A 12,284-nucleotide genomic window follows, 5' to 3' on the forward strand; every position below is an offset into this window, starting at 1 on the left:
ACAGGCTCTGTCTCCTCCCTTCCCCCAGGCAGTGCCGCCGTGGTCATCTGGCTGACATGGGACGGACACGAACACCCGGTCGGACACGCACGGCGAAGAGCACACGGACCGCCAAAGGGATGCGCAGACAGGCGCTCGGCAGCAGGGGAGAGGACCTCGCCGCCGGGTTCCTCGAAGCCGCCGGTCTGGTCGTTCTCGAACGCAATTTCCGGTGCGCTCGAGGTGAGCTCGACATCATCGCCCGCGACGGCGGCACCGCGGTCTTCGTCGAGGTCAAAACGCGTCGCACCGCCATGCTGGGATCTCCGCTGGAGGCCGTGACCCCGACCAAGCTCGCCCGCATCCGCACACTGGCAGGCATCTGGCTGCGGGAACAGGACGAGTATTTTCCGGCCACACGCATCGATGCGCTCGGCATCATCACGGAACCGCGCGTCCAGTACTTCCACTGCCCGAACATCCAGGTCGACTCATGAGCGAGGCGACACCGGGACACGAGCACCCGCCACCGGAAGCGGTCGGTGCGGACGATGCCGAGCCCGAATGCTCTGAGCCTGAGACAGGAGGCGGGGGAGCAGAGCCGGAACCGTCTGGACCCCAGCCAACGACTCACATCATCGGGCGGGCCTCGGCCGTGGCCCTGTGGGGACTGACCGGGAAGATCGTCTCGATCGAAGCCGGCGTCAGCGCCGGACTGCCCGGAATCGACATCGTCGGACTGCCCGATGCCTCGGTGAGCGAATCACGCAAACGACTCCGAGCCGCCCTGGCCTACCTCGGCAGACCCGTTGCCACACAACACCTGACGATCAACCTCACCCCCGGCACTGTGCCGAAGATCGGCACCGGATTCGACCTCGGCATCGCCGTGGCCGTGCTCAGAGCACTGTCGCTGATCACCAACGACGACACCGGCGATGTCGTCCACTGCGGTGAGATCGGACTCGACGGCAGGATCCGTCCCGTCACCGGAGTGCTCCCTTCCCTGCACACAGCACTGCAGGCAGGCTTCGACCGCTTCGTCGTCCCCGTCGGCAACGCCGACGAGGCTGCCCTCATCGGACGGGCCAGAATCCTCCCGGTCGCCTCACTGGCCGAAGTCGTCAATGCCTACGGCGGATCGATGGCCGTGCCCGCATTGCCCGCGGTCCTCGAAATGGACCGCCCCGTCCCCGTCGCCCCGGAACTCCACGACCTCGCCGAGGTCCAAGGACAGGCCGAAGGACGATTCGGTCTCGAAGTCGCCGCCGCGGGCGGCCATAACCTGCTCATGCGGGGCACACCGGGAGCAGGCAAAACCCTGCTGGCTCAATGCCTCCCCGGAATCCTGCCGGCCCTCGATGACGATGAAGCCGTCGAAGTCGCCACCGTCCGCTCTCTGCGCGGAGAACTCGACGGCAGCGACGGACTCGACCACCGGCCCCCGTTCGAAGCACCCCACCACCGCAGCACCGCCTCGGCGCTCATCGGCGGACGCCGCCCCGGAACGGTCGGGGTCCTCAGCCGCGCCCACCGCGGGGTGCTGTTCATGGACGAAGCCCCCGAATTCTCCCGCGACGTCCTCGAAGCCCTGCGGCAGCCGATGGAATCCCGTCGCGTCCACATCCACCGCGCCTGGGGATCGATGGTGCTTCCGGCCTCGTTCCAACTCATCATGGCCGCGAACCCCTGCCCCTGCGGAGTCGGGATGGCCGGAGCCGGCGCGGACTGTCGGTGCACGCCCTTGGACAAGCGCCGCTACCGCAACCGTCTGTCCGGGCCGCTGCTCGACAGAGTCGATCTGCAGCTCGAACTCTTACCAGTCTCACCCGCCGACATCAGGCTCGGCGGAGGCCAGGAGACCAGCGCCACTGTCGCGGCCCGCGTCCTCGAAGCGCGGGAGCGACAGGTCGAACGCTTCGCTGACTGCGACTGGCGGCTCAACGCCGACGCACCCGGAACCTGGCTGCGCGAACACTTCGCACTCACACCGGCGGCCCTGACCGACCTCGACCGGGCCCTCGACACGGGCCGGATCACAATGCGCGGCTACGACAGGGTGCTGCGAGTCGCGACCACTCTGGCCGATCTGGTGGGAAAGCCAGGACCCGACCCCGACACGATGAGAATGGCGCTCGCCCTGAGGACCCAGGAGTCATGACCGTGAACACACATGATGAAGTCCGCGCAGCCATCGCCTCGCTCCTGCGCATCGGCGAGCCCGGTGACGGTCTGCTCAAACGCCTCGTCGACGGCATCGGTCCCGTCGCCGCCCGTGCGATCATCGCCGCGGTCGGCCGGGGTGAGACCACAGCCCACGACGCAGTCCAGGGTCTGGTCACCACCGGTGCCGAGGCGGCTGAACATGGGCAGATGCCAGAGGCCATCGACCGGTGGGCGGTGCGAGCCGGGGAAGCCGGTGCTGTCGGGAATGATCTGGACAAGATCGCGAGAATCGGTGGGCGCCTGGTCACCCCCGATGACGATGAGTGGCCTCGAATGCTCGACGACCTCGGTCCCGCAGCACCCTTGGGCCTGTGGGTGCGAGGTGCCGCCTCTCTCAACACCGTGCTGACTCGTGCCGTTGCCGTCGTCGGTGCCAGAGCGGCCAGCAGCTACGGAACCAAATCCGCCTCGGACCTCGCGTGGGACCTCGCCGCTCGTGGAATCACCGTCGTGTCCGGGGGAGCGTTCGGCATCGACGCGGCCGCCCACCGTGCCGCCGTCGCTCGGGAAGCACCGACGGTGGCATTCATGGCCGGGGGCGTCGACCGCTTCTACCCGGCGGCGAACGCCGAACTGTTCGAACAGATCCTCACCACCGGTGCCATCGTGTCCGAGACCGCTCCGGGAATGACGCCGATGCGCCACCGATTCCTGCTGCGCAATCGGCTCATCGCCGCCTCGGCGCAGGTGAGCGTCATCGTCGAAGCCGGTTGGCGCAGCGGGGCACTCAACACCGCCCGGCATGCCCTCGAACTCTCCCGGCAGGTCGCGGCTTTCCCCGGGTCCGTCTATTCGGCGTCCTCGGCCGGGGCCCACAGGCTCGTGCGTGAACACCAGGCGGAGCTCGTCACCTGCAGCGACGATGTCATCGCGCTCATGGACGATGACACCCCGGCGCTGTTCGACGCTGCCGCAATGGGAGACGCCCCGCACAGCGGAGATCGTTCGCCGTCGTCCGACCCCCGCGAAGCGCTCGACGAGCGGGAGAAGATCTGTCTGAATGCGCTGACCGTATCGAAGCCGCTCGACGTCGGCACCATCGCCTCTCGGGCGGGTCTGACGATTGCCGACGCGCTCAACTCCCTGACCGCACTCGACCTCGCCGGTTTGGCGGCTCGGCGCGACACAGGGTGGGTGAAACTGCGCAAGTCCCGCGGCTGAACCCAGCCGCTCGCATATCCTGGGGATGTGAGCACAGACTCGACCGTCGCCGAGGTGGTGTCCGGCTATGCCGACCACCTGCGGTCCCGTGATGTCTCCGAACACACCGCTCGCGCCTACGTCGCCGACGTCACCGACTTCCTCGACCATGCCGTGCACTCGACGAAGATCCGAGGCGGCTCCGAGAAAGGCGCGACAACGGCGACGTCCAAGCGGACCTCGTCTGACGGCGGACAGGGCCTGTCGGACGGAGCAGGAGACTCGTCGAAGACTTCCGGGCCGCGAATCGATGTTGCTGGCGTCGAACTCGATGACCTGCGGTCTTGGCTCATCGCGCTCGACGACGCCGGGGCCGCGAAATCGACGGTGGCTCGCAAGATCGCGGCCGTGCGTTCCTTCTTCGCCTATGGTGTGAGCAATCTGGGGCTGCCGAACAATCCGGCCGCACGTCTGCGGACACCGAAGAAGGACTCGCGTCTGCCTACGGTGCTCAAACCCCAGCAGGCCGCCGACCTCATCTCCGCCGCTGAGAGGTCCCGGTCAGGAAACACCGCGGCTGGACATGAACAGCAGGATGAATCCGGGGCGAGCGGTTCGAACACACTTGGGGAAAGGCCAGACCCGCTCGATGCGGCCAAACGCATTCGGGATGCCGCGATCCTCGAAATGCTCTATGCCACCGCGGTGCGCGTCTCGGAACTCACCGGGCTCGACCGCACCGATATCGATCACCGGGCATCGATGATCACCGTGCTCGGCAAGGGCGACAAGGAACGTCGTGTCCCCTTTGGAAGCCCAGCGCGCAGGGCCCTCGAGGACTGGCTCGCCGCGCGCGAGCTGTTCGCCGGTCCCAACAGCGGCGACGCACTGTTCCTCGGCGTCCGCGGGGCACGCATCGGTGCGAGGCAGGTGCGCGAACTCGTCCACCGCTACGGCTCCGACGACCCCAGCGCCCCGGACATCGGTCCGCACGGACTGCGTCACTCGGCGGCAACCCATATGCTCGACCGCGGCGCCGACCTGCGGCAGATCCAAGAGCTGCTCGGCCACTCCACCATGAGCAGCACCCAGATCTACACCCAGGTGTCCATGCAGCGGCTGCAGGACACCTACCGTCGAGCACATCCGCGGGCCTGAGGCTCACAGAGCTGCGGCCGGCCGGCAATGTCCGATCGGAAGCGCCCTGCCGGCAGCGGTTCTCTACTTGCGGAACTCCCAATGCCACGGCTCGGGGAGCGACCCCGTCTGCCTCGCCCATCCGGGGTGGATCCAGCCGAACTTCGGTGCGTTCGCCCGCATCCACTGATGCTGTGCGGTGCCGAAGGAATTGATCCCGCTGCCGAGGTCGACCGCCAGCGCCCATCCGTGGTTCGATGTCCCCGGTGTCGCCGCCATCCGCCCCTTTCGACGTTTGAGGATGACCTGCGTGGCGTAGTCCCGGTAGGCGTCGGTGACGGAGATCGGAGCACCGAAACGGGCCTCGAACGCCTTCGAGAGCCGATCGAACGCGACCTGAGCATCACAGCGCAGCATCTGACCGGGGGCCGTCTCCAACCGGCACATCGCCGAGGCGGGTATCCGCCCGTTCCTGTGACCGCCCCATGCACCAGCACCCGAGGTGGTCGAATCCCCACCGCCTTTCGGTTCCTTCGCCGGCTTCCGAGACAGCGGCAGCAGAGCCGACTGCTCCTGGCCGAAGAACCTGCCCGGATCGACATATCTCTTCTCGCTCGCGGCCGGCCACGCCCCGATATGCAGGCACGAACGCTGACAATGACCACCCTTGCCCACCGCGCCGATCTGCTCACCGGCGGCGAAGCTCTCACCCTTTGCCAACGATGTGGCGGCCGGCTGGAACGTGAGCACATGACCGGAGTCGGTGAGGATGCTGACGGTGGCCATTCCCGCCACGGTCCCCGCAAAGCGAATTGTCCCCGTCGTCGGTGCCCGCAGCGGCTCACCGACGACTGCGAGCACGTCGATTCCGCGATGCCCCTTGAGCCACGGTTTGTCCGGAGGGTCGAAGGCCTCGATGATCTCCATCGCCGGCACCGGGGTGACCCAATTCTTCGAAGTGCTCGTCTTCGGAGCGCTCTGTGGTGCTGTCGAGCCAGGGCCAGCGGCGGCGCTCGCCGCCGGGGGAGTGGCCGTGAGCACGAGGGCCGCTGCGATGATCAGGGCGAGGAACGCAGACGGCGGCGAACCGAAACGTGAGCCGGTCTCGGCCTCACGCTGGTGAAAGCGTGGGCGGAATCGGTCGAGCGCGAAGAGATCCATAGGAGCATGCAAGCCTGTGGCGCACGTCCGTGTCACCCAGCGGAGACAGCCCTGTGGACGAGCCTTCTCCTTCCACAGGCTCCCGACGTTCGAGTCGACAGGCCATGCACAGTAATCGGTGGCCGAGTGAACCGGAACCACGGCGATTCAGCAGCCTGTGCCCGGATACGGTGTCCTGGCCCGGACTGGAACTGCTCCTGCCGGCCGTGGTCGCATCCATCCACACCGATCGACGCATGAGTCGACACATCGTGACCGGTCGACCTCGGGTCGACGCGCATGTCGACACGGCGGTGCGAGCCGGTGGGCCGCCTCGGCGAGGGGTCGATCTCGATTGGAAATGGCTTGCCCGACCGGGATAGACTTAAGACCAGCAGAAGCGTGTCTTCTGACTACGCGTATCCGAATTCTTCTCCTTCCCATGGTGCAGGCAGCCGTCAGGTGTGCCTGTGGGGCGGACGAACCGGGTACCAGGAATCAACCGAAAATGTCATCGACGCATCCCGTCGGTCCGATCGAAGCGAGCCCATCGGGTCTCGAACCGGCAGAGATCGGCGCGCGCGTGACGTAAAAGCACCTTGCGGTGCACAGAAAGGAGGGCGTCGGCATGGCCGTCGTCACCATCCGCCAGCTGCTCGACAGCGGCGTTCACTTTGGACACCAGACCCGTCGTTGGAACCCGAAGATGAAGCGCTTCATCTTCACCGAACGCAACGGCATCTACATCATCGACCTGCAGAAGTCGCTGGGCTACATCGACAACGCCTTCGAATTCGTCAAGGAGACCGTGGCCCACGGCGGCTCGATCCTCTTCGTCGGCACCAAGAAGCAGGCCCAGGAATCCATCGCTGAGCAGGCTCAGCGCGTGGGTCAGCCCTACGTCAACCAGCGTTGGCTCGGCGGTATGCTCACGAACTTCCAGACCATCTCGATGCGTCTGCGCCGGCTGAAGGAACTCGAAGAGATCGACTTCGACGACGTTGCAGGCTCCTCGCACACCAAGAAGGAACTGCTCATCCTGCGTCGCGAGAAGGACAAGCTCGAGAAGACCCTCGGCGGTATCCGCGACATGCAGCGCACCCCGTCGGCCGTCTGGATCGTCGACACCAAGAAGGAACACCTCGCAGTCGACGAAGCCAAGAAGCTGGGCATCCCGGTCATCGGTATCCTCGACACCAACTGCGACCCGGACGACGTCAACTACCCGATCCCGGGCAATGACGACGCCATCCGTTCGGTCTCGCTGCTGACCCGCGTGGTCGCCGACGCCGTGGCCGAAGGCCTCATCGCCCGCCACTCCTCGGACGACGCCAGCGGTGAGAAGAACGTCTCCGCCGTCGAGCCCATGCCCGAATGGGAGCGCGAGCTGCTCGAAGGCAACGCCCCCGCCTCTGAGGAAGCCACCTCTCCTGCCGCAGACGCCGCAGCCGCGGCTGAAGAGGCGACCGACGAGCCCCCAGCTGAGGCTGCTGCCGAAGCCGCTGACAAGGCGACCGAAGCACCTGCCGCTGAGGCCGCGGGAGCCGCCGACTCCACCGAGTCGACCGAGTCCTGATTTCGTTTAACTCCACCATCCTGAGGAGAAAGAATGGCAAACTACACTGCCGCTGATATCAAGGCACTGCGCGAGAAGACCGGCGCCGGAATGATGGACGTCAAGAAGGCTCTCGACGAGTCCGACGGCGACCAGGCGAAGGCCATGGAGGCCCTGCGCATCAAGGGCCTCAAGGGCGCCACCAAGCGCGAAGGCCGCTCGACCTCCGACGGTCTGGTCGCGACCTCCGTCGAAGGCGGATCCGGCACCATGATCGAGCTCAACTCGGAGACCGACTTCGTTGCGAAGTCCGAACCGTTCGTCAAGCTCTCCGAAGAGGTCCTCGAACTGGCCGTGGCGAACAAGGCCGACTCGGCCGAGTCGCTGCTCGCCGCTGAGACCGACGGCAAGCCCGTCTCCCAGTTCATCACCGAATCCGGTGCCTCCCTGGGTGAGAAGGTCGACCTGCGTCGCGTGGGCCGCCTCGAGGGCGCCAAGATCGCCTCCTATCTGCACCGCACCAACAAGGACCTGCCTCCGCAGGTCGGCGTGCTGCTGGCATTCGAAGGTGACGACGAGACCGTGGCATATGATGTCGCCGTGCACATCGCCGCCATGGCCCCGAAGTACTTCTCCCGCGAAGACGTTCCCTCCGACATCGTCGAGAACGAACGTCGCATCGCCGAAGACACCGCGAAGAACGAAGGCAAGCCCGAACAGGCACTGCCGAAGATCATCGAGGGTCGCGTCAACGGCTTCTTCAAGGAGAACTGCCTGCTCGACCAGGGATTCGCCAAGGATCCCAAGCAGTCCGTGGCCAAGGTGCTCGAGGCTGCCGGCGTCAAGGCCACCGGCTTCCTGCGCTACCGCGTCGGAGCATGATTCACCACTGACCGCGAAGCCGACACGTCTCTGCTTCCCAGGTTCACCGAGTGAGTGAGAACTCACCCGAGGAGCGGGGTCGGACCAATCGGTCCGGCCCCGTTTTTCGCTAGAATGACCCAGACGCCCGGCCACAGTGACGATCCCACCGGGCACAGACCTGCCCGCACGGAAGAAGGACTCCATGACAAGCACCCCTGTTCACGAATCCAGCTACGCCAGCCGAGCGGTGCGTACTCACCGCCGCCGTGTTCTGCTCAAGCTCTCCGGTGAGGTCTTCGGCGGCGGCAAGATCGGCGTCGATCCCGACGTCGTGGCCGCAGTCGCCCGCGAGGTCGCCCCCACCACCGAAGACGTCGAAGTCAGCATCGTCGTCGGCGGCGGCAACTTCTTCCGCGGAGCCGAACTCTCCCAGCGCGGAATGGACCGCACCCGTGCCGACTACATGGGCATGCTCGGCACCGTGATGAACTGCCTGGCCCTGCAGGACTTCCTCGAGCAGACGGGTGTCGACACCCGCGTGCAGACCGCGATCCCGATGTCGCAGGTCGCCGAATCCTATATTCCCCGCCGCGCCATGCGGCACATGGAGAAGAACCGCGTCGTCATCTTCGGCGCCGGCGCCGGACTCCCGTACTTCTCCACCGACACCGTGGCCGCCCAGCGTGCACTCGAGGTCCACGCCGATGAGGTCCTCATCGCCAAGAACGGCGTCGACGGCGTCTACACCGCCGACCCGAACGTCGACCCGAATGCCGAGAAGATCGCCGAGATCAGCTACCAAGACGCCCTGCAGCGCGGCCTCAAGGTCGTCGACGCGACCGCCTTCAGCCTGTGCATGGACAACAAGCTGCCGATGCACGTCTTCGGAATGGAAGGCGAGGGCAACCTGCGCAAGGCCATCATCGGTGAGAAGATCGGCACGGTCGTTCACTGAGACCCACTCCCACCGAGGTGGCCGGGCACTGAACGCAGGCAGCCCCTCACAGCGTGGAACCGCCGTCACCGAGGCGACCGCACCGTTGTGCATCCACGCTGGTGAGGACACCCCTGTGAAGTTTCGGTGCGGCATTTTTCAGCGATGACCCATAGAATGAACTCAAAGCTTTAAGAGATGGAAAGAGGCAACCGTGATTGAAGAGACACTGGCCGAAGCCAGAGAGAAGATGGACAAGGCCGTCGAATTCACGCAGGACGACTTCGCGTCGATCCGCACCGGCCGCGCCAACCCCGCACTGTTCGCCGACATCGAGATCGACTACTACGGTGCTCCGACGCCGCTGCAGCAGCTCGCCTCGTTCCAGACGCCCGAGGCTCGCACGATCCTCGTGACTCCCTACGACAAGGGCACGTTGGGCGATATCGAGACCGCCCTGCGCAACTCCGACATCGGCGCGAACCCCGCCAACGACGGCAACGTCATCCGCATCGTCCTCCCGGACCTCACCGAGGAGCGCCGCAAGGAGTACGTCAAGATCGTCAAGGGCAAGGCCGAAGACGGCAAGGTCTCCATCCGCAACATCCGCCGTCACGCCAAGGAGACGCTCGAGCGCATCAAGAAGGACGGCGAAGCCGGTGAGGACGAGGTCACTCGCAGCATCTCCGAACTCGACGATCTGACGAAGAGCAAGGTCGAAAGCGTCGACAAGCTGCTTGCGCAGAAGGAAGCTGAGCTGCTCGAGGTCTGATGATCGCCGTGACAGGGTCCGACAGCCCCGCCTCAGATCCGGCTCCCATCGGGGAGCCGGATCCGTCCGGCGAGGCAGCGCAGGTGGAGTCCCCGTTCCCCAGACGTCGGGATCTGCGCAACTCGGACAAGCCGTTTTCGCCCGACGACCCGGAGTCGAATCCCACCGTCGAGGAGGCAGAAAACGCGGCCGAACCGGAATCGAAGGACTACGGTCGGGCCGGCCGCAACCTGCCGGCCGCGATCGGCATGGGACTGCTCATCGGCGGCGTGGTGCTCGCCTCACTGGTGTTCCTGCCGATCTCCTTCCTCTTCATCATCCTCGTCGGCATCGTCGCCGCGATGTGGGAACTGGCGAACGCTCTGTCGCGTTCGGGTTCCCTGGTCTCCCGGGTACCGACCATGGTGTCGGCCGCCTGTATGGTCGTCGCCACTTACATCGGCGGCCGCGAAGCCCTCTGGGTGACGTTCGCCGCCAGTGCCGGAGCCGTCATGCTCTTCACGATGGTCGAGCGCCGGAAGAACGCAGTCAAAGACGTCTCGCTCTCCCTCTTCGCCCTGACCTACGTCGGCCTCATGGCCTGCTTCATCGTCTACCTTCTGACCCAGCCGGACGGCAATTTCTACATCATCATCTTCCTCGCCGCGGTCGTCGCCTCAGACACGGGCGGCTACGTCTTCGGCGTGCTGTGGGGCAAACACCCCATCGCCCCGCGGATCTCTCCGAAGAAGTCCTGGGAGGGCTACCTCGGCTCCACCGTCTTCGCCGCGGTCGTCGCAACGATCCTCGCGGTCACGGTCGTCGACGCACCGTTCTGGACCGGGCTGGTCATCGGCGCGGTCATCCCCGCCTTCGCCACCCTCGGCGACTTCAGCGAATCGATGATCAAACGCGACCTGGAACTCAAGGACATGGGCACCCTGCTGCCCGGCCACGGCGGCGTGATGGACCGACTCGACTCGATCCTGCCAACCGCCCCCGTCGCGCTCGTCCTCTTCTCGGTGCTGCCCGGCTACCTCTGAGCCGGTCGCCGAGGCGGTTCCTCGGCACCGAGTGGACCGTGCGTGCCGAGCCGCTGTCCCGACGTGGCGGCTCGCATCCGCCCGACGTGGCGGCTCACACACGACAGTCCAGCGGCGAACATGAGACAATGGCCGTGTGAGTTCTCAAGCAGGCAGAAGGCAGACCAGGCCCGTCGTCGAACATGCCGACGGCACGACATCGACGACCCCGATGCGCGATGGCCGTCCCCTTCTCAATTTCAAGTCCGCACGGGTCAAGCAGCCGCCTCAGCATCTGGCCGATATGACGATGGACGAACGCATCGACGCGGTCACAGAGATGGGACTGCCCGCATTCCGGGCCAAGCAGATCTCCACCCACTACTTCAGCCACTACGTCACCGACACCGAGGCGATGACGGACCTGCCCAAGGACAAGCGGGCGGAGATCCAGGAGCGGTTCTTCCCGCATCTGCTCACCGAGGTGCGTCGCCTGCGCACCGAGAACGGCGACACCATCAAGTTCCTGTGGCGCCTCTTCGACGGGGCTCTCGTCGAATCCGTGCTCATGCGCTACCGCAACCGAGTCACGCTGTGCGTGTCCAGCCAGTGCGGGTGCGGCATGAACTGCCCGTTCTGCGCCACCGGTCAGCAGGGTCTGACCAGGAACATGTCGACGGCCGAGATCGTCGAACAGGTCGTCCGCGCCAACCAGGTCATCGCCGCCGGAGAACTCGCCGAGGCTCCGAGATCGGATATGCCCGGTGCAGGTGAGACCGCGCTCGGCGCGGAAGCCGACGATGACGATGCGGCGGGGGAGTCCGCCTTCGACGGGGAGGCCACGGCCACCTCGGCGAGTGGGCCCGAACGGGTCTCGAACATCGTCTTCATGGGCATGGGCGAACCCCTGGCCAACTACAAACGGGTGATGAACGCGGTGCGCCGCTTCGTCGGGCCCGCCCCGGAGGGCCTGGGCATGTCGGCCCGTCGGATCACGATCTCCACGGTCGGGCTGGTGCCGGGCATCAACAAACTCGCCGCCGAGGACATCCCGGTCACGTTCGCACTCAGCCTCCACGCACCCGATGACGAGCTGCGCGATGAGATGATCCCGGTCAACACCCGGTGGAAGGCCGATGAGGCCATCGACGCCGCGTTCAACTACTACCAGGTGACCGGTCGGCGGGTGAGCATCGAATACGCGCTCATCAAGGACATGAACGACCACGTCTGGCGGGCCGAGCTGCTGGCGAAGAAACTCAACGCACGCGGTCGCGGCTGGGTCCACGTCAACCCGATTCCGCTCAACCCGACCCCGGGCTCGGTGTGGACGGCCTCCGAACCGGAGGTCGCCGACGAATTCGTGCGCCGCCTCATCGATCAGGGCATCCCGACGACGATCCGCGACACCCGCGGTTCCGACATCGACGGTGCCTGCGGACAGCTCGCCGCAGCCGACTGATCTCCGTCCGATTCGGCGCCCGCCGACCGCGGCCACGCAATTTCTGCGGCTTCCATCTATCATGGTGGAAACAC

General features: G+C 66.0%; 11 protein-coding genes. 10 read left to right on the plus strand and 1 reads right to left on the minus strand.

Features of this window, described 5'->3' with window-relative positions; translation table 11 throughout:
* Positions 1-56: 56 nt before the first annotated feature.
* From FHG09_RS13770 to FHG09_RS13785, 4 genes are read left to right on the plus strand one after another with little or no spacing between them, the layout of a single operon-like run.
* Positions 57-476 carry a YraN family protein gene (locus tag FHG09_RS13770; RefSeq protein WP_227492766.1) on the plus strand — a complete coding sequence of 140 codons (420 nt, stop codon included), beginning with the start codon at positions 57-59 and terminating at the stop codon, positions 474-476.
* Positions 473-2,140 carry a YifB family Mg chelatase-like AAA ATPase gene (locus tag FHG09_RS13775; RefSeq protein WP_152348219.1) on the plus strand — a complete coding sequence of 556 codons (1,668 nt, stop codon included), beginning with the start codon at positions 473-475 and terminating at the stop codon, positions 2,138-2,140. The genes FHG09_RS13770 and FHG09_RS13775 overlap by 4 nt, the downstream gene beginning before the upstream one ends.
* A complete protein-coding gene (dprA, locus tag FHG09_RS13780) occupies positions 2,137-3,366 on the plus strand; it encodes a DNA-processing protein DprA (protein WP_152348220.1) in 1,230 nt (409 codons plus the stop codon). The genes FHG09_RS13775 and dprA overlap by 4 nt, the downstream gene beginning before the upstream one ends.
* Positions 3,367-3,393: 27 nt before the next feature.
* On the plus strand, positions 3,394-4,503 hold the full coding sequence (locus FHG09_RS13785; RefSeq protein WP_152348221.1) for a tyrosine recombinase XerC: 1,110 nt from the start codon (positions 3,394-3,396) through the stop codon (positions 4,501-4,503).
* Between the two features lie 63 nt (positions 4,504-4,566).
* On the opposite strand, the gene FHG09_RS13790 is transcribed toward FHG09_RS13785, so the two are convergent.
* Positions 4,567-5,643, minus strand: a complete 1,077-nt coding sequence (locus FHG09_RS13790; RefSeq protein ID WP_227492767.1) for a D-alanyl-D-alanine carboxypeptidase family protein — start codon at positions 5,641-5,643, stop codon at positions 4,567-4,569.
* A gap of 607 nt (positions 5,644-6,250) precedes the next feature.
* Here FHG09_RS13790 and rpsB point away from each other — a divergent pair.
* The 6 genes from rpsB (at position 6,251) to rlmN (ending at position 12,210) form a co-directional block, all read left to right on the plus strand.
* The gene (rpsB, locus tag FHG09_RS13795) at positions 6,251-7,198 is read left to right on the plus strand and encodes a 30S ribosomal protein S2 (protein ID WP_152348222.1); all 948 of its coding nucleotides are present in this window, start codon (positions 6,251-6,253) and stop codon (positions 7,196-7,198) included.
* Positions 7,199-7,231: 33 nt separating this feature from the next.
* Positions 7,232-8,059 carry a translation elongation factor Ts gene (gene tsf, locus FHG09_RS13800; protein ID WP_152348223.1) on the plus strand — a complete coding sequence of 276 codons (828 nt, stop codon included), beginning with the start codon at positions 7,232-7,234 and terminating at the stop codon, positions 8,057-8,059.
* A gap of 184 nt (positions 8,060-8,243) precedes the next feature.
* Positions 8,244-8,996, plus strand: a complete 753-nt coding sequence (gene pyrH, locus FHG09_RS13805) for a UMP kinase (RefSeq protein WP_152348224.1) — start codon at positions 8,244-8,246, stop codon at positions 8,994-8,996.
* A 193-nt stretch (positions 8,997-9,189) separates the two neighbouring features.
* Complete coding sequence (frr, locus tag FHG09_RS13810) at positions 9,190-9,747, plus strand: ribosome recycling factor (RefSeq protein ID WP_152348225.1); 558 nt, start codon at positions 9,190-9,192, stop codon at positions 9,745-9,747.
* Entirely contained in the window at positions 9,747-10,769 is a 1,023-nt protein-coding gene (locus tag FHG09_RS13815; protein ID WP_152348226.1) for a phosphatidate cytidylyltransferase, read from the plus strand. Before frr ends, FHG09_RS13815 begins: the two co-directional genes overlap by 1 nt.
* 136 nt (positions 10,770-10,905) lie before the next feature.
* The gene (gene rlmN / locus FHG09_RS13820) at positions 10,906-12,210 is read left to right on the plus strand and encodes a 23S rRNA (adenine(2503)-C(2))-methyltransferase RlmN (protein ID WP_319803264.1); all 1,305 of its coding nucleotides are present in this window, start codon (positions 10,906-10,908) and stop codon (positions 12,208-12,210) included.
* Positions 12,211-12,284: the final 74 nt, after the last annotated feature.

This window comes from Brevibacterium sp. CFH 10365, from assembly GCF_009299785.1.
Taxonomy (GTDB): Bacteria; Actinomycetota; Actinomycetes; order Actinomycetales; family Brevibacteriaceae; genus Brevibacterium; species Brevibacterium limosum.